The 16,238-nt window shown below is 57.4% G+C and carries 17 protein-coding genes; 10 read left to right on the top strand and 7 right to left on the bottom strand.

Going from position 1 to position 16,238, the window contains the following annotated elements:
• Positions 1-37 precede the first annotated feature (37 nt).
• Positions 38-1,483, top strand: coding sequence for a metalloprotease TldD (gene tldD, locus DW58_RS04090; protein WP_024562487.1), 1,446 nt, complete (start codon positions 38-40; stop codon positions 1,481-1,483).
• A 43-nt stretch (positions 1,484-1,526) separates the two neighbouring features.
• Here tldD and aaeR read toward each other — a convergent pair whose 3' ends face one another.
• The gene (aaeR, locus tag DW58_RS04085) at positions 1,527-2,441 is read right to left on the bottom strand and encodes an HTH-type transcriptional activator AaeR (protein WP_029592460.1); all 915 of its coding nucleotides are present in this window, start codon (positions 2,439-2,441) and stop codon (positions 1,527-1,529) included.
• A gap of 185 nt (positions 2,442-2,626) precedes the next feature.
• On the opposite strand from aaeR, the gene aaeX reads away from it, so the two are divergent.
• The 5 genes from aaeX (at position 2,627) to DW58_RS04060 (ending at position 7,650) form a co-directional block, all read left to right on the top strand.
• The gene (aaeX, locus tag DW58_RS04080; protein ID WP_024550148.1) at positions 2,627-2,830 is read left to right on the top strand and encodes a p-hydroxybenzoic acid efflux pump operon protein AaeX; all 204 of its coding nucleotides are present in this window, start codon (positions 2,627-2,629) and stop codon (positions 2,828-2,830) included.
• 7 nt (positions 2,831-2,837) lie between these two features.
• The gene (aaeA, locus tag DW58_RS04075; RefSeq protein ID WP_024550149.1) at positions 2,838-3,770 is read left to right on the top strand and encodes a p-hydroxybenzoic acid efflux pump subunit AaeA; all 933 of its coding nucleotides are present in this window, start codon (positions 2,838-2,840) and stop codon (positions 3,768-3,770) included.
• A gap of 5 nt (positions 3,771-3,775) precedes the next feature.
• Positions 3,776-5,743, top strand: coding sequence for a p-hydroxybenzoic acid efflux pump subunit AaeB (aaeB, locus tag DW58_RS04070; RefSeq protein WP_024550150.1), 1,968 nt, complete (start codon positions 3,776-3,778; stop codon positions 5,741-5,743).
• Positions 5,744-5,844: 101 nt separating this feature from the next.
• Complete coding sequence (locus DW58_RS04065) at positions 5,845-7,299, top strand: NAD-dependent succinate-semialdehyde dehydrogenase (RefSeq protein WP_024550151.1); 1,455 nt, start codon at positions 5,845-5,847, stop codon at positions 7,297-7,299.
• A gap of 72 nt (positions 7,300-7,371) precedes the next feature.
• Positions 7,372-7,650, top strand: coding sequence for a barstar family protein (locus DW58_RS04060; RefSeq protein WP_024550152.1), 279 nt, complete (start codon positions 7,372-7,374; stop codon positions 7,648-7,650).
• A 62-nt stretch (positions 7,651-7,712) separates the two neighbouring features.
• Here the strand turns inward: DW58_RS04060 and yhcN (DW58_RS04055) are convergent, their stop codons facing one another.
• From yhcN (DW58_RS04055) to argR, 3 genes are all read right to left on the bottom strand, one after another.
• The gene (gene yhcN / locus DW58_RS04055) at positions 7,713-7,979 is read right to left on the bottom strand and encodes a peroxide/acid stress response protein YhcN (protein ID WP_024550153.1); all 267 of its coding nucleotides are present in this window, start codon (positions 7,977-7,979) and stop codon (positions 7,713-7,715) included.
• A 109-nt stretch (positions 7,980-8,088) separates the two neighbouring features.
• Complete coding sequence (gene yhcN, locus DW58_RS04050) at positions 8,089-8,352, bottom strand: peroxide/acid stress response protein YhcN (RefSeq protein ID WP_024550154.1); 264 nt, start codon at positions 8,350-8,352, stop codon at positions 8,089-8,091.
• A 368-nt stretch (positions 8,353-8,720) separates the two neighbouring features.
• Positions 8,721-9,191, bottom strand: coding sequence for a transcriptional regulator ArgR (argR, locus tag DW58_RS04045; RefSeq protein ID WP_024550155.1), 471 nt, complete (start codon positions 9,189-9,191; stop codon positions 8,721-8,723).
• 417 nt (positions 9,192-9,608) lie between these two features.
• Here argR and mdh point away from each other — a divergent pair, with 417 nt between their 5' ends.
• Positions 9,609-10,547 carry a malate dehydrogenase gene (mdh, locus tag DW58_RS04040; RefSeq protein WP_024550156.1) on the top strand — a complete coding sequence of 313 codons (939 nt, stop codon included), beginning with the start codon at positions 9,609-9,611 and terminating at the stop codon, positions 10,545-10,547.
• Positions 10,548-10,613: 66 nt separating this feature from the next.
• Here the strand turns inward: mdh and degS are convergent, their stop codons facing one another.
• The 3 genes from degS to zapG all read right to left on the bottom strand — a co-directional run bounded on the left by degS (position 10,614) and on the right by zapG (position 13,740).
• Entirely contained in the window at positions 10,614-11,702 is a 1,089-nt protein-coding gene (gene degS / locus DW58_RS04035) for an outer membrane-stress sensor serine endopeptidase DegS (protein ID WP_024562592.1), read from the bottom strand.
• An 89-nt stretch (positions 11,703-11,791) separates the two neighbouring features.
• Positions 11,792-13,162, bottom strand: a complete 1,371-nt coding sequence (degQ, locus tag DW58_RS04030; RefSeq protein WP_024551128.1) for a serine endoprotease DegQ — start codon at positions 13,160-13,162, stop codon at positions 11,792-11,794.
• A 179-nt stretch (positions 13,163-13,341) separates the two neighbouring features.
• Positions 13,342-13,740 (bottom strand): Z-ring associated protein ZapG, encoded by a 399-nt coding sequence (gene zapG / locus DW58_RS04025; protein WP_024551129.1) that lies wholly within the window; start codon positions 13,738-13,740, stop codon positions 13,342-13,344.
• A gap of 208 nt (positions 13,741-13,948) precedes the next feature.
• On the opposite strand from zapG, the gene zapE reads away from it, so the two are divergent.
• From zapE to rpsI, 3 genes are all read left to right on the top strand, one after another.
• Positions 13,949-15,076, top strand: coding sequence for a cell division protein ZapE (gene zapE / locus DW58_RS04020; RefSeq protein WP_024551130.1), 1,128 nt, complete (start codon positions 13,949-13,951; stop codon positions 15,074-15,076).
• Positions 15,077-15,304: 228 nt separating this feature from the next.
• Positions 15,305-15,733, top strand: a complete 429-nt coding sequence (gene rplM, locus DW58_RS04015; protein ID WP_024551131.1) for a 50S ribosomal protein L13 — start codon at positions 15,305-15,307, stop codon at positions 15,731-15,733.
• 14 nt (positions 15,734-15,747) lie between these two features.
• A complete protein-coding gene (gene rpsI / locus DW58_RS04010) occupies positions 15,748-16,140 on the top strand; it encodes a 30S ribosomal protein S9 (RefSeq protein WP_023480836.1) in 393 nt (130 codons plus the stop codon).
• Positions 16,141-16,238 lie beyond the last annotated feature (98 nt).

Below are 16,238 nucleotides of genomic sequence, written 5' to 3'. Positions count from 1 at the left end.
CACTGCCGCCGTGCAGTTTCACATGAGTAGCAAAACGATGAGTCTGAACCTGGTAAGTGAGCAGTTGCTATCTGCGAATGGCTTGAGTCATCAAGATCTGTTCTCCATTCTCGGCCAGCTTTCCGAGCGCCGTCTCGACTACGGCGATCTCTATTTTCAGTCCAGCTATCACGAGTCCTGGGTTCTGGAAGACAACATTATCAAAGACGGCTCCTGGAACATTGACCAGGGCGTTGGGGTTCGCGCTATCAGCGGTGAGAAAACCGGCTTCGCCTATGCCGACCAGATTAGCCTGCTGGCGCTGGAGCAGAGTGCGCAGGCCGCACGCAGCATTGTTACCGAGACGGGCGATGGACGTGCGAAAACCCTCGGTGCGGTGGAGCATAAAGCACTGTACACCGCTATCGACCCGCTCCAGAGCATGACCCGCGAAGAGAAGCTCGACATCCTGAAGCGCGTCAACAGCGCGGCGCGTGCTGCCGATAAGCGCGTGCAGGAAGTGAGCGCCAGCCTGACCGGCGTTTACGAACTGATTCTGGTAGCCGCCACCGACGGCACCCTGGCCGCCGATGTGCGTCCGCTGGTGCGCCTGTCGGTCAGCGTGCAGGTTGAAGAGAACGGCAAGCGCGAGCGCGGTTCAAGCGGCGGCGGCGGACGTTTCGGCTACGAATGGTTCCTCGAGGCCACCGACGGCGACGTGCGCGCCGACGCGTGGGCTAAAGAAGCGGTGCGCATGGCGCTGGTGAATCTCTCAGCGGTCGCCGCGCCAGCGGGTGCGCTGCCGGTGGTACTCGGCGCAGGCTGGCCGGGCGTGCTGCTGCACGAAGCGGTCGGTCACGGTCTGGAAGGCGACTTCAACCGTCGCGGCACCTCGGTATTCAGCGGCCACATGGGTGAGCTGGTGGCCTCCGAGCTTTGCACCGTGGTGGATGACGGAACCATGCTTAACCGCCGCGGCTCGATCTCCATCGACGACGAAGGCGTACCGGGCCAGTACAACGTGCTGATTGAGAACGGCATCCTCAAAGGCTACATGCAGGATAAAATGAATGCCCGTCTGATGGGGGTTGCTCCGACCGGCAACGGGCGTCGCGAATCCTATGCCCATCTGCCGATGCCGCGCATGACCAACACTTACATGCTGGCCGGGAAATCCACGCCGCAGGAGATCATCGAATCCGTTGAGTACGGCATTTTTGCGCCGAACTTTGGCGGCGGCCAGGTGGATATCACCTCCGGCAAATTCGTGTTCTCGACCTCAGAGGCCTACCTGATTGAAAACGGGAAGGTCACCACGCCGGTAAAAGGCGCGACCCTGATTGGCTCCGGTATTGAAGCCATGCAGCAGATCTCCATGGTCGGCAACGACCTGGCGCTGGATAACGGCGTCGGCGTGTGCGGCAAAGAGGGGCAGAGTCTGCCGGTTGGCGTTGGTCAGCCGACCCTGAAGGTCGACAGCCTGACGGTGGGCGGCACCGCGTAATCTTCACGGCAGGTAAGCGCCCGCTTGCCTGCCATCTCGTTTCCTACCCGCGCATCTCCTGATAAATCCTCGTCACCTCGACAAAATAATCGGTCAGATAGTTAATACACACCTGCACCTTAAGCGGCAGCTTGTCCTTCTCGGTGTAGAGCGCATACACCGGGCGCGGATCGGACTGATAGCGAGGGAACAGGATCTCCAGCTCGCCGCGGTTAATTTCGTCCACCACCCACATCAGCGGCATATAGGCTATCCCCGCGCCGGCGCTCACCCAGCGGGAGAGGGTCATCGGGTCGTTGGTGACAAAGCGCCCCTCCGGGATAAGCCGGGTGGAGATGCCTTCCGGGGCGATCAGCTCAAACTCGTTGTCCGGCCGCACGCTGTACGCCAGCCAGGAGTGATTCACCAGATCCCCTGGCTTTTCCGGCGTGCCGTACTGCGCCAGATAGCGCTTTGCGGCGCACACCACCATCGGCATGCTGCCCAGCCGCCGCGAAAACAGGCTGGAATCCTGCAGCGCGCCGACGCGGATCACCACGTCCAGCCCATCGGCAATCAGGTCCGGCGCCGGGATACCGGTCACCAGGTTTATCGACAGGCCCGGATACTCTCTGAGCATATCGGCGGTGAGATGCGCCAGCACGTTCTGCGCCATGGTGGAGGAGCAGCCGATGCGCAGCGTGCCGATGGGGGTATTGTTAAATGCGTAGAGCTGCTCATGGACGTCCTGCACCTCGTGCATCATGCGCCGACAGCCCTGATAGAAGATCTTCCCCGCTTCGGTGAGGCCGATGCTACGCGTGCTGCGGTTCAGCAGCTTAACCTGTAGCTCATCCTCCAGTTTGGAGACCGTCTGGCTGATGGACGAGACGCTCATCTGGAGCTGTCTTGCCGCGGCGGTAAAAGAGCCTTGCTCCACCACTTTGGCGAATACCGACATACGCTTTAATCGTTCCATTGTTCACTCTGGCTTAAAAGTGATTTAGATCACATATTGTAGATAACAACGTTATAGTTACGTAATATATTATTTATCTCTTAACTATTACTGCCGTTTCGCCCGGCCACTCCCCGGCCCTCTGTCTGCGCGGCCCAGGTTGTAGAAGAAAACGAATCACCTGCACGCAACTGTCTAAGGTCAACATGAGTTTGTTTCCTGTTTTTGTGGTGTTTGGACTCTCCTTCCCACCGATTTTTTGTGAGCTACTGGTCTCGCTGGTGCTGTTCTGGCTGTTACGCCGTGTCCTGGTGCCGACCGGGTTCTATGAGTATGTCTGGCATCCGGCGCTGTTCAATACCGCGTTGTACTGCTGCCTTTTTTATCTGGTATCCCGCCTGTTTGTCTGAGGTTGATGTGAAATTGCTAACAACAAAAATATCCCGCACGGCCATCACCATGGTGCTTGTGATTCTGGCCTTTATCGCCATTTTTCGGGCATGGGCTTATTACACCGAATCGCCCTGGACGCGCGATGCGCGCTTCAGCGCGGACGTCGTGGCCATTTCTCCCGACGTGGCCGGGATGATCACCCAGGTTAACGTACACGACAATCAGCTGGTGAAGCAGGGCCAGGTGCTGTTTACCATCGACCGCCCGCGCTACCAGAAAGCGCTGGAAGAGGCAGAAGCCGATGTGGCTTATTACCAGGCGCTGGCGAACGAGAAGCGTCGGGAAGCCGGACGTCGTAACCGCCTGGGGATTCAGGCGATGTCGCGTGAAGAGATAGACCAGGCCAATAACGGGCTGCAAACCGTTGAGCATCAGCTGGCAAAAGCGCAGGCGACTCGCGATCTGGCGACCCTCGATCTGGAGCGTACCATTATTCGCGCTCCGGCCGACGGCTGGATCACCAACCTTAACGTCTATACCGGGGAGTTTATCACCCGGGGGTCGACGGCGGTGGCGCTGGTAAAACAGAACTCATTCTACGTGCTCGCCTATATGGAAGAGACCAAGCTTGAGGGCGTGCGTCCCGGCTACCGCGCCGAAATCACGCCGCTGGGCAGCAATCGCGTTCTGCACGGCTCCGTGGACAGCATCGCGGCGGGCGTGACCAACGCCAGCAGCACCCGTGACGATAAAGGCATGGCGACGGTCGATTCCAACCTTGAGTGGGTGCGTCTGGCCCAGCGTGTGCCGGTGCGCATTCGTCTCGATAGCCAGCAGGGCGCGCTCTGGCCGGCCGGTACTACCGCCACGGTCGTGGTCACCGGGACAAAAGACCGCAATGCCAGCAACGACTCGCTGTTCAGAAAGCTGGCGCATCGCCTGCGTGAGTTCGGGTAACCGCGATGGGTATCCTCGCCATTGCGCCGCAGCACCTGCGCTTCGCCTTTAAGCTCTCCACCGCGATTGTGCTGGCCCTGTTTGTCGGATTTCATTTCAATCTTGAAACCCCGCGCTGGGCGGTGCTGACTGCGGCCATCGTGGCGGCGGGGCCGGCATTTGCCGCCGGCGGCGAGCCCTGGTCCGGCGCGATTCGCTATCGCGGTATGCTGCGTATTATCGGGACCTTTATCGGCAGTATTGCCGCGCTGGTGCTGATCATCGTGATGATCCGCGCACCAGGGCTGATGCTGCTGGTATGCTGCCTCTGGGCCGGGTTCTGCACCTGGGTGTCATCGCTGGTGAAGGTGGAGAACTCCTACGCCTGGGGGCTGGCGGGCTACACCGCGCTGATCATTATTATTACTATCCAGCCCGAGCCGCTGCTCACGCCGCAGTTCGCTCTTGAGAGGTGCAGCGAGATCGTCGTAGGTATCGTGAGCGCGATCGTAGCGGATCTGCTGTTTTCACCGCGATCGATTAAGCATGAAATTGACCGCGAGCTGGATGCCCTGCTGGTGGACCAGTACCGACTGATGCAGCTTTGCGTCGCGCCCGCTGATGGCGAGGATGTGGATGCTGCCTGGGGCAACCTGGTACGCCGCACCGCCGGGCTGGAGGGCATGCGCAGCAACCTGAACATCGAATCTTCCCGGTGGGCCTCGGCTAACCGCCGCCTGAAGGCCATTAATACGCTGTCGCTGACGCTGATTACGCAAGCCTGTGAAACCATGCTGGTGCAAAAGGCGCGCCCGGATGCGGTATCCGATACCTTCCGCGAGCTGTTCGCCGAACCCGTCGAGACCGCCACCGATGTGCACCGTCGCCTGAAGCGGATGCGCAGGGTGCTGGTCTGGACCGGGGAGCGCGATACGCCGGAAACCGTCTACACCTGGATTGGCGCGGCCACGCGCTATCTGCTGCTGAAGCGTGGGGTTATTGGCAACACGCGCATCACCGGTGTCGAAGAGGCGATTCTCGACGAGGAAGTGGTGATTAAACCGGTTTCGGCGGAACGCCATCATGCTATGGTGAATTTCTGGCGCACCACCGTCTCCTGCGCCCTCGGGGTACTGTTCTGGCTCTGGACCGGCTGGACTTCGGGTAACGGCGCAATCGTGATGATTGCAGTAGTGACCGCCCTGGCGATGCGCCTGCCGAACCCGCGTATGGTCGCACTCGACTTCGTTTACGGGATGCTGGTGGCGCTGCCCCTCGGCGCGTTCTACTTCCTGGTGATCCTGCCCTCCACCCAGCAAAGTATGCTGCTGCTGTGCATCAGCCTGGCGGTGATGGCGTTCTTTATCGGTATTGAGGTGCAGAAGCGGCGGCTTGGCTCGATGGGGGCGCTGGCGGGGACCATCAATATTCTGGTGCTGGATAACCCCATGACCTTCCACTTTAACCAGTTTCTCGACAGCGCGCTGGGGCAACTGGTGGGAACGCTGCTGGCGTTCGTGGTGATTGTGGTGATCCGCGATAACTCCCGGGAGCGCACCGGCCGCACGCTGCTGAACCAGTTCGTTTCGGCGGCGGTATCGGCGATGACCACCAATAAAGCGCGTCGTAAGGAGAACCATCTCCCGGCGCTCTATCAGCAGCTGTTTCTGCTGCTCAATAAGTTTCCGGGTGACGTGGCGAAGTTTCGTCTGGCGCTGAACCTGATTATTGCCCACCAGCGGCTGCGTACCGCGCCGGTGCCGGTGAATGCCGATCTCTCCGCGTTCCACCGGCAGCTGCGCAATACTGCGGATCGGGTTATCGCCGCGTCAAGCGATGACAAGCGGCGGCGTAACTTCCAGCAGCTGCTCGATGAGCTTGAGATCTACCAGCAGAAGCTGCATCTGTGTTCTGCACCTGTTCAGGTAACGGAATCGGTGCAGCGGTTGACTGCGATGCTGCACAAGTATCAGCACGCGTTAACCGACAGCTAGTTCGCTCTTTTCGCTAAAAACCGACGCCCGGGCGTCGGTTTTTTTATAGCTATACTTAGCCAGGATCGGAAAAAAATTCATCATTACCGCAGGAGGTAAGCATGACATCCAGGGCACTCCAGGACAGCGAACTTTTCAAAACCGGTTATCTGGTTAACGGGCGCTGGCACACCCTGAACACCACGTTTGACGTGCTTAATCCGGCGACGGGCGAGGTTGTCGCGCAGGTGGCGAAAGGCGGTCGTAAAGAGACCGAAGCGGCGATTGCCGCGGCTAGTACCGCTTTCCCGGCGTGGCGCGCGCAAACCGCCAAAGCGCGTTCGGAAATCCTCTACCGCTGGTACCAGCTGATTATTGAGAACAAAACCTGGCTTGGTCAGCTGATGACGACCGAGCAGGGGAAGCCGCTTAAGGAAGCCGAAGGCGAAGTCGAGTATGCGGCAAGCTTCATCCAGTGGTTTGCGGAGGAGGCGAAGCGCGCTAACGGCGAGATTATCCCACCGGTAAAACCCGGCTCGCGTATCTTCGCAACGCGTGAACCGGTCGGCGTTGTCGCCGCCATTACGCCGTGGAATTTCCCGATGGCGATGCTGACGCGCAAGCTTGGTCCGGCGCTGGCCGCGGGCTGCACCGGTGTCATCAAGCCGGCCAACAATACGCCGCTGTCGGCGTTTGCGCTGCTGGCGCTGGCGACCAAAGCCGGGGTGCCGGACGGCGTACTGAACGCGGTAGCGGGCACCACGAGTGAGATCAGTGACGCCATCATGGCGAGCGACGCGGTGCGTAAGATCTCCTTTACCGGCTCGACCGCCGTGGGCAAAACCCTGATGCGTAACGCGGCAGACACCATGAAGAAGGTGTCGATGGAGCTGGGCGGCAACGCGCCCTACATCGTGTTTGATGATGCAGACCTTGATGCCGCGGTACAGGGTGCCATCGCCAATAAATTCCGCAACGCCGGGCAGGTGTGCGTCAGCGTCAACCGCTTCTTTATTCAGGACGGCGTTTACGATCGGTTCGTCACGAAGCTGGCGGAGGCCGTTAGCGCGCTCAAAGTGGGCAACGGCATGGAAGAGGGCGTGATCGTCGGGCCGCTGATCGAAGCGTCGGCGGTGGATAAGGTACGCGAGCACGTTGAGGATGCGGTGAGCAAAGGGGCGAAGGTGCTGGCTGGCGGCAACGCGCATGCGCTGGGCGGCAACTTCTGGCAGCCGACAGTGCTTGGCGAAGCCTCGGACGACATGCAGCTGGCACAGGAAGAAACCTTCGGGCCGCTGGCCGCCTGTTTCCGTTTCAAAACCGAAGAAGAAGTTATCGCCCGCGCCAACAATACACCTTATGGTCTGGCGGCCTACTTCTATACCCAGAATCTGCAGCGGGTGTTCCGCGTATCGTCGCAGATTGAAAGCGGCATGATCGGCGTTAACGAGTGTGCCGTATCCACCGAACTGGGGCCGTTTGGCGGCATAAAAGAGTCGGGGCTGGGTCGGGAAGGCTCGGTGCTGGGGCTGGAAGAGTATCTGGAAGTGAAAACGCTTCACCTGGGTGGCCTCTAGGCTTCCCTGCGGTGCGGGCGACGATCAAAAAAACAGCGGCGTGCCGCACGGCGCGCCGGTTCGGAGGCTGAAATGAACGTTTATACCTTCGACTTTGATGAAATCGTGGATCAGGACGATTTTTATCGACAGTTCGCTCAAACCTTTAATCTTGGCAAGGAGCAGGTCAGCGATCTTGATGCGCTGTGGGACAGCGTCACCGGTGACGCACTGCCGCTGCCGCTGGAGATCGAATTTACCCATATTCCTGAAGGGCAACGCCGCCGTTTCGGCGCGCTGATTCTGCTGTTTGAAGAGGCGGAGGAGGAGCTGGAAGGGCAGCTGCGGTTCAATATGCGGCACGCCACCTAGCGCACCGCAGGCATAAAAAAGCCCCTGGCGAACAGGGGCAAGTCGTCAGAGACGACGAGGGTTTACTTATAGAGTTCTGCGGTGGCGTGCCAGTGATCGCCCTGGGTCAGTTCGGTCACACGGTACGCGCTCGCGCCTTCTTTGGTCGCTTTTTCCGCTAATGCATGGCGAATATCCATCGGGGAGCCGGTAATTTCAGTTACCGATACGCTGCCCATGGCCTGCAGATTCTGTGCTTGCTGGGCGTTGACCAGCTGTGCGTCCGCACTCGCGCCAAAAGACACCACGGAAGCAAGGGTAAGGGCAGCAAGACTTAATACGGTTTTCATGGTTTGACTCCTTAATACGTTACCCGGCGGCCGGAGGATTAACGTGCTTTTTTTCTGTTTATGGCCGCGCAGGAACGAATCATTTCTTATTACAGGGTGATAGCCGAACTTATTTGTAGAGTTCAGCAGTCGCGTGCCAGTGGTCGCCAGTACGGGCTTCGATCACGCGGTAGGCCGATGCGCCTTTTTCTTCTGCTTTCTGGTTCAGCATTTCACGCATATCCATCGGAGAGGTCGCTACCGCACCCAGTGACACGGTACCGATCGCTTCACGGTTCTGCGCCTGCTCTGCGTTAATAGAGGTAGCGGCAAATGCGCCGAAAGACAGCATGGAGAGAACGCTCAGGGTGGCAACAGTGGTTTTGATTTTCATGGTGTATATCCTCGTCGTAATTTTTCTGGAGGGCTCGTTTCGTGACCCTCATCACAAAATCAAGTATACACTAGTCACCCATAAAATTAATACCTTGCTAATGGTTTCACATGAAACTTTAACGTAAATTCTGGCGTTTTTATATCTGATAGTTATAAAAATGGTTAAAAAAGATACAGTTTTGTTGCATTACATAAGTAATTTCATATGGTTAGCGAAAGTTAACGATTTGTGCGATTTAGATGAAATCTTTATGAAGGTTTGAGGCGGGAAAGCAGTTATTAGCACTAATGGCTAAATAAAGGGTGGTGGAATATAGGGGAAAAGGGGCGAAATGCCCCTTTATATAATCCTGAGCGGCGAAGCGCTTACAGTTCCTGTTCGAACAGCACCAGGATGGCTTCGTAGAGATCTTTTACCGTGAAGCCGCGCGCCGGGGTAGTAAAGATGGTGTCGTCCCCGGCGATGGTGCCGAGAATGCCTTCCGCTTTGCCTAAGGAGTCGAGCAGGCGGGCGATAAGCTGCGCGGCGCCAGGGCTGGTATGGATAACCACCACGGCGTCGTTGTAGTCGATATCCAGCACCAGGTTTTTAAGCGGGCTGGAGGTGGTGGGCACGCCGAGCTCAGCGGGCAGGCAGTACACCATCTCCATTTTGGCATTACGGGTGCGTACTGCGCCGAATTTGGTCAGCATCCGCGAGACTTTGGACTGATTAATATTTTCGAAGCCTTCGTCCTGTAAGGCCTGAACAATTTCACCCTGCGAGCTGAATTTTTCTTCTTTCAGGAGCGCTTTAAAGGCTTTGACGAGTTCTTCTTGTTTTGAGGAGGTACGCATGGTTCACCCATTGGATGGCGAGGAGACAACATTATTATGCATATGAATGAATTTTTATGCAAACCATCTGCTGTGGTGCAGGCTGAAATAATGTTATGAAAGCGGACGATTTTATCAAATTAAGTTATCAAGGAACATGCCTGTATCACGTCCCGAAAATAAGCGTGAAAGTAAATTAAATGTTATCAAAATGATGTTGTTTTGATGTCTGGTGAGGGTGTAATGTAACCGCCTGTTGATCTGTTGCTTCGGTAGTGACCCGGGCGTTGCCGGCGGTACGCAGTACGCACCGCGGTGTGATTAGGCGTAGCGTCACATACTGACCCTATGGCGATTGTAATGACGTCCTCTCTCAACTATGGTCGCCACCACATGGAGTAACGGCACGATTTTGCTAACCATAATAAGGAGTTTAGGATGAAAGTTGCAGTCCTCGGCGCGGCAGGCGGTATCGGCCAGGCGCTTGCCCTTCTACTTAAGACCCAACTGCCTTCAGGCTCAGAACTCTCCCTGTACGATATCGCTCCCGTCACCCCAGGGGTTGCGGTTGATCTGAGCCATATCCCGACCAACGTGAAAATCAAAGGTTTCTCCGGCGAAGATGCTACCCCGGCGCTGCAAGGCGCAGACGTGGTGCTGATCTCCGCAGGCGTGGCGCGTAAACCAGGTATGGATCGCTCCGACCTGTTCAACGTAAACGCCGGCATCGTGAAAAACCTGGTCGCGCAGATCGCCACGACCTGTCCGAAAGCGCTGATCGGGATCATCACCAACCCGGTTAACACCACCGTTGCTATCGCGGCAGAAGTGCTGAAAAAAGCGGGCGTGTACGACAAAAACCGCCTGTTCGGCGTTACCACGCTGGATATCATTCGTTCCAACACCTTTGTTGCTGAGCTGAAAGGCAAACAGCCGACCGAGATCGACGTGCCGGTTATCGGTGGTCACTCTGGCGTGACCATTCTGCCGCTGCTGTCTCAGGTGCCGGGCGTAAGCTTCAGCGAGCAGGAAGTGGCTGACCTGACGAAACGTATTCAGAACGCCGGGACCGAAGTGGTCGAGGCGAAAGCCGGTGGCGGCTCTGCGACACTTTCTATGGGTCAGGCAGCGGCGCGCTTCGGTCTGTCGCTGGTGCGTGCGCTTCAGGGCGAGCAGGGCGTGGTGGAGTGTGCGTACGTTGAGGGTGACGGTCAGTATGCCCGCTTCTTCTCTCAGCCGCTGCTGCTGGGTAAAAACGGCGTGGAAGAGCGTAAATCCATCGGCACGCTGAGCGCGTTTGAGCAGCAGGCGCTGGAAGGGATGCTGGACACCCTGAAAAAAGACATCACCCTAGGCGAAGAGTTTGTGAACAAGTAATCGCCACGGGCAGATGAAAAAAAACCGGAACCCAGGTTCCGGTTTTTTTATGTCTGCACCTTACTCTTACTGCGCGGGCGGTGCGCTCTCTTCTTCTTCTTTGAATTCCTGAATCGTGACCTGCAGCGTCAGCTTGCGATCGTCACGCATCACCACCACCGGGATCACCGAGCCAGGACGGATCTCCGCCACCTGATCCATGGTTTCCAGCGCCGATACCGCAGGCTTATTGTTCACGGATACAATCACGTCATTGACGTGGATACCCGCCAGATCGGCGGCGCCGCCGGGATCCAGCGCGTTGACGATGATCCCCTGGATCTGTTCCATCCCCTGGGTCTGGGCATGCAGCGGCGCGATCTCGCGTCCCTCTTTGATCCCGATATAGCCGCGGATCACCCGGCCATCACGGATCAGCTTCTCCATGATTTTGGTCGCCAGCTGGGTGGGGATCGCAAATCCGATCCCTTCCGGCGTCTCGCCGTCGTTACTCTTATCAAAGGAGAGCGTGTTGATGCCCATCAGTTCGCCAAGGGTGTTCACCAGCGCGCCGCCGGAGTTACCGTGGTTGATGGAGGCATCGGTTTGCAGAAAGTTTTGCCGCCCGGAGGGGCTCAGGCCGATGCGGCCGGTGGCGCTGATAATCCCCTGGGTAATGGTTTGCCCGAGGTTATAGGGGTTACCGATAGCCATCACCACGTCGCCGATATGCGGGATGCGTTTGCGGTTGATGGGGATGACCGGCAGGTTAGTGGCGTTGATTTTCAGCACCGCGAGATCGGTCAGGTTATCGGAACCGACCATCAGCGCCTCAAACACGCGCCCGTCCTGCAGGGCGACGATAATCTGGTTGGCATCGTTAACCACGTGCTTGTTGGTCACGATATAGCCGCGCTCATCCATGATCACCCCGGAACCGAGGGTGCGAAGCTGAAGCTGGTTGCGCGTCGCCCCGTTGATGCCCCGGTTATAGACGTTCACCACCGCAGGCGCAGCGCGGCGCACCGCAGCGTTATAGCTGAGCGGCGTTTCGTCGGCGCTGTCGTATTGCGGTGCGGCTTCCGGCACCCATTGCCGCAGGGACGGAACGGCAATCAGCAGCAGGCCGCCGACGATAAGACCAAGAAGTATCGAGCGTAGTAGCTTCTGAAACATGGGAGTTTAACGATTAGTAAGGATTGCCTGGAGCATACCATGAGTTAAACGGACATCACATGCGGGGATGATGTCCGTTTACCCTGTTTTTAACGCAGCAGCAGGAAGATGCGCTCGTTGCCGCGCACTACCTGGAGCGCGATCACGGCCGGTTTGGTGGCCAGCACCTTGCGCATGTCAGCAATGGTCGTCACGCGCTCGCGGTTGATGCCAATAATCACATCATCCTTATGCAGGCCCGCCTGCGCGGCCGCGCTCTCTTTCTCGACGTTATCGAGGTGCACGCCTTTGGTACCGTCTTTCAACTGACCGTCGCTGAGGGTAGCGCCCTGTAGGGCAGGGGCGATCATCTCTGCGCTGGCTGACGATGAAGTGCTCTTATCGAGCGTGACGGCCACTTCCAGCGGTTTCCCGTCGCGCAGCAGGCCAAGCTTAACGCTGGTGCCCGGTTCGGTGGTCGCGATACGCGAGCGCAGTTCGGCAAAGCTGCTCAGGGTCTTACCGTTGAGGCTGGTAATGATATCCCCCGGCTTAATGCCGGCTTTCGCCGAGCCGGAACCCGGCAGCACTTCGCTGACAAACGCCCCGCGCTGCACGTTAAGGTTAAACGCTTTGGCGAGATCGGCGCTCATCTCGGTGCCTTTGATGCCCAGCAGACCGCGCTGGATCTCGCCGGATTTGATCAACTGCTGTGCGAGGGTCTGTGCCATGTTGCTGGGAATGGCAAAACCGATGCCCACGCTGCCACCGCCCGGCGCGAGAATGGCGGTGTTGATGCCGATAAGCTCGCCGTTCAGGTTGAGCAGCGCCCCGCCGGAGTTCCCGCGGTTAATCGAAGCATCGGTCTGGATAAAGTTCTCCAGCCCTTCAAGGTTCAGGCCGCTGCGGCCCAGCGCCGAGACGATGCCGGAGGTGGCAGTCTGGCCGAGGCCGAACGGGTTACCCACCGCAACGGCGAAGTCGCCCACCCGCAGCTTGTCGGAGTCAGCGACGGCAATCTGCGTCAGTTTGCTGGGATTTTGCAGCTGGAGCAGGGCGATGTCGCTCTGGTCGTCGCCGCCGATCAGTTTGGCGTCAAACTCGCGGCCATCGTTAAGCTGGACGCTGATTTTTTCCGCCTGATTGATCACGTGGTTGTTGGTCAGCACATAGCCTTTCGCCGCATCAATGATGACCCCGGAGCCCAGGCCCTGGAAAGGCTGTGCCTGTTGTTGCCCCGGCATCTCTTCGCCGAAGAACTTTTTCAACTCTTCCGGAATTTTCTGACTCTGCACCGCAGTGCCTTCGACCTGAACGCTGACCACAGCCGGCAGCACCTTTTCCAGCATCGGCGCAAGGCTTGGAATAGCCGCCTCGCCCGGAACCTGCGAAGGTAACGCGGCCGCAACCGGAAGGGATGCGGAGAGAGATAACCCGACACTTAACGCTAACGCACTCAACAGCAGGTTTTGTTTCTTCATTGTTGCTGGCTCTCGTAACCTGAAAAAGGAAAAGGTACCCAAAACGATCTGATGTTATTGAATTATCAGTCGGGTAACAACGCTGGCGTGGAAGGGACCGATGAAATAAGGATAGTCAGTGCAACAGATAATGAGAGGGCGCGATAAACGCGCCCGGAGAAAAAGGTACTGTGCGAGGGTTAGTCGCGTTTCGCGCCGCCGCGAAGCAGGCCGGATGCGCTGTCGGAGTAGTCGCGCGGTATCTGCACCGGCGCCTGATCGTTACCGGCTTCGGAGTCAGCCAGACGGTTACGGAAGGGGTTGGTTTCCGCAGACATTTCAGGCAGCAGGCTGCTTGAGCTTTTCGCCATGTGCTGATAAAGCTGGCGGTAATCGTGCGCCATATTATCCAGCAGCTCGGCGCTGCGGGCAAAGTGGCTGACTAACTCTTCGCGGTAATCATCCAGCTCCGCTTTGTTCTTTTCCAGTTCGTACTGCAGGGCCTGCTGGTGGCGCAATTTACGGTTGCCAAACCGCATGGCCACAGCACCAATCACGATACCGACCACTAAGCCAATTAGCGCATATTCCCAGGTCATGAACTTCTCCCGTTGTCTTGTGTTTCCGTAGGGTGGTAGCAGCGAGGTGGACCTTACTCATCACAACGCCATCGCCTGATTATGCCACTATAACCGCTAATCCCGCAGAAGTGGAATCCTGCCGCGTCATCGCGTAGTGTAGAACGGCCTTTTTTTCGACAGCCGCCGCTGGCGGTAACCCGATAATTCAAGGAATTACCCAATCACCATGCAAAGCTTGTCACCGCTAGCGCGCTACCATGAAGCCCTGAACGAGGGCACGCACCAACCCGATGACGTACAACGCGATGCCGTCAGTCGGCTCGATACTATTTATCAGGCGCTGACGGCTCAACCTCAGGCGCAACCGGAGCCAACGGGGCTGATGGCGAAGATGGGGCGCATGCTGGGGCGGCGCGCTGAGTCACCGTCCACACCGCCGGTACGCGGGCTGTATATGTGGGGCGGCGTTGGACGGGGCAAAACCTGGCTGATGGATCTCTTCTTTCACAGCCTGCCGGGAACCCGCAAGCAGCGCCTGCATTTTCACCGCTTTATGTTACGCGTGCATGATGAGCTCGGCGCGCTTCAGGGGCAGAGCGACCCGCTGGAGATTGTAGCCGATCGCTTTAAAGCCGAAACCGATGTGCTGTGCTTTGACGAATTTTTTGTCTCCGACATTACCGATGCGATGCTGCTGGGCGGCCTGATGCAGGCGCTGTTTTCCCGCGGCATCACGCTGGTGGCAACCTCTAACATCCCGCCGGATGACCTTTACCGCAATGGCCTGCAGCGCGCGCGCTTCCTGCCGGCGATTGAGGCCATTAAGCGTCATTGCGACATCATGAACGTCGACGCTGGCATCGACTACCGGCTGCGCACCTTAACGCAGGCGCACCTCTGGCTGTCGCCGCTCAATGACGATACCGCGCGGCAAATGGACAAGCTGTGGCTGGCGCTGGCGGGGGCGCCGCGTCAGGACGCCCCGACGCTTGAGATTAACCACCGTCCGCTGGCGACCCTGGGCGTGGAAGGCCAGACGCTCGCCGTTTCCTTTACTACGCTGTGCGTGGATGCCCGCAGCCAGCACGACTATATTGCGCTCTCCCGGCAGTTCGATACGGTGATGGTGTTTGATGTACCGGTGATGACCAGGCTGATGGAGAGCGAAGCGCGGCGGTTTATCGCGCTGGTGGACGAGTTCTACGAGCGGCATGTGAAGCTGGTGGTCAGCGCGGCGGTGCCGCTGTACGAGGTCTATCAGGGCGCGCAGCTGAAGTTCGAGTTCCAGCGCTGCCTGTCGCGCCTGCAGGAGATGCAGAGCGAAGCGTATCTGAAAAAAACGCACCTGCCCTGAACGGCAGATTTCCTGCGGCGAATCACAAAAAGGGGTCGATCTTTGACCCTGACTTCTCTATAATCCTGCGACCCCACGTTACAAGAAAGTTTTTTTCCCGAAACTTTTGTGTGCCGGTGAAACATATCCGAGGGGGTAGGTTTACTGGACAATGTCGTGTGAACCTCAGCAGAATTTAAGCGTTTGGGTGTTCACCAACGTGTAACTATTTATTTGGGTAAGCTTTTAATGAAAACTTTTACAGCTAAACCAGAAACCGTAAAACGCGACTGGTATGTTGTTGACGCGACCGGTAAAACTCTGGGCCGTCTGGCTACCGAACTGGCTCGTCGCCTGCGCGGTAAGCATAAAGCGGAATACACTCCGCACGTTGATACCGGTGATTACATCATCGTTCTGAACGCTGATAAAGTTGCTGTTACCGGCAACAAGCGTACTGACAAAGTGTACTATCACCACACTGGCCACATCGGTGGTATCAAACAAGCGACCTTTGAAGAGATGATTGCCCGCCGTCCTGAGCGTGTGATTGAAATCGCGGTTAAAGGCATGCTGCCGAAAGGCCCTCTGGGTCGTGCTATGTACCGTAAACTGAAAGTTTACGCGGGCAATGAGCACAACCACGCGGCACAGCAACCGCAAGTTCTGGACATCTAATCGGGATTATGGCAATGGCTGAAAATCAATACTACGGCACTGGTCGCCGCAAAAGTTCCGCCGCTCGTGTGTTTATCAAACCGGGCAACGGAAAAATCGTTATCAATCAGCGTTCTCTGGAACAGTACTTCGGTCGTGAAACTGCCCGCATGGTAGTTCGTCAGCCGCTGGAACTGGTCGACATGGTTGAGAAACTGGATCTGTACATCACTGTTAAAGGTGGTGGTATCTCTGGTCAGGCAGGTGCGATCCGTCACGGTATCACCCGCGCTCTGATGGAGTACGATGAGTCTCTGCGTGCTGAACTGCGTAAAGCTGGCTTCGTCACTCGTGACGCTCGTCAGGTTGAACGTAAGAAAGTCGGTCTGCGCAAAGCACGTCGTCGTCCGCAGTTCTCCAAACGTTAATTCTTTTCTGCTTACGCAGAATCGAATGGCGAAAAAACCCGGTCTCGTACCGGGTTTTTTATTGCTTAAAAAAAGCTTTAGCACCGCTAACATTCTGA

Origin of the sequence: Siccibacter turicensis LMG 23730, from assembly GCF_000463155.2 — a bacterium.
Taxonomy (GTDB): domain Bacteria; phylum Pseudomonadota; class Gammaproteobacteria; order Enterobacterales; family Enterobacteriaceae; genus Siccibacter; species Siccibacter turicensis.
The sequence above is the reverse complement of the archived record's forward strand: the minus strand, read 5'-3'. Positions and strand labels throughout refer to the sequence as shown.

Bases quoted from the DNA above. Each gene is read 5' to 3' on its own strand.
- mdh (WP_024550156.1), top strand. From the start codon at position 9,609: ATGAAAGTTGCAGTCCTCGGCGCGGCAGGCGGTATCGGCCAGGCGCTT.
- aaeB (WP_024550150.1), top strand. From the start codon at position 3,776: ATGGGTATCCTCGCCATTGCGCCGCAGCACCTGCGCTTCGCCTTTAAG.
- zapG (WP_024551129.1), bottom strand. From the start codon at position 13,740: ATGACCTGGGAATATGCGCTAATTGGCTTAGTGGTCGGTATCGTGATT.
- argR (WP_024550155.1), bottom strand. From the start codon at position 9,191: ATGCGTACCTCCTCAAAACAAGAAGAACTCGTCAAAGCCTTTAAAGCG.
- zapE (WP_024551130.1), top strand. From the start codon at position 13,949: ATGCAAAGCTTGTCACCGCTAGCGCGCTACCATGAAGCCCTGAACGAG.
- DW58_RS04060 (WP_024550152.1), top strand. From the start codon at position 7,372: ATGAACGTTTATACCTTCGACTTTGATGAAATCGTGGATCAGGACGAT.
- tldD (WP_024562487.1), top strand. From the start codon at position 38: ATGAGTCTGAACCTGGTAAGTGAGCAGTTGCTATCTGCGAATGGCTTG.
- yhcN (WP_024550153.1), bottom strand. From the start codon at position 7,979: ATGAAAACCGTATTAAGTCTTGCTGCCCTTACCCTTGCTTCCGTGGTG.
- aaeX (WP_024550148.1), top strand. From the start codon at position 2,627: ATGAGTTTGTTTCCTGTTTTTGTGGTGTTTGGACTCTCCTTCCCACCG.
- degQ (WP_024551128.1), bottom strand. From the start codon at position 13,162: ATGAAGAAACAAAACCTGCTGTTGAGTGCGTTAGCGTTAAGTGTCGGG.
- degS (WP_024562592.1), bottom strand. From the start codon at position 11,702: ATGTTTCAGAAGCTACTACGCTCGATACTTCTTGGTCTTATCGTCGGC.
- rpsI (WP_023480836.1), top strand. From the start codon at position 15,748: ATGGCTGAAAATCAATACTACGGCACTGGTCGCCGCAAAAGTTCCGCC.
- yhcN (WP_024550154.1), bottom strand. From the start codon at position 8,352: ATGAAAATCAAAACCACTGTTGCCACCCTGAGCGTTCTCTCCATGCTG.
- DW58_RS04065 (WP_024550151.1), top strand. From the start codon at position 5,845: ATGACATCCAGGGCACTCCAGGACAGCGAACTTTTCAAAACCGGTTAT.
- aaeR (WP_029592460.1), bottom strand. From the start codon at position 2,441: ATGGAACGATTAAAGCGTATGTCGGTATTCGCCAAAGTGGTGGAGCAA.
- rplM (WP_024551131.1), top strand. From the start codon at position 15,305: ATGAAAACTTTTACAGCTAAACCAGAAACCGTAAAACGCGACTGGTAT.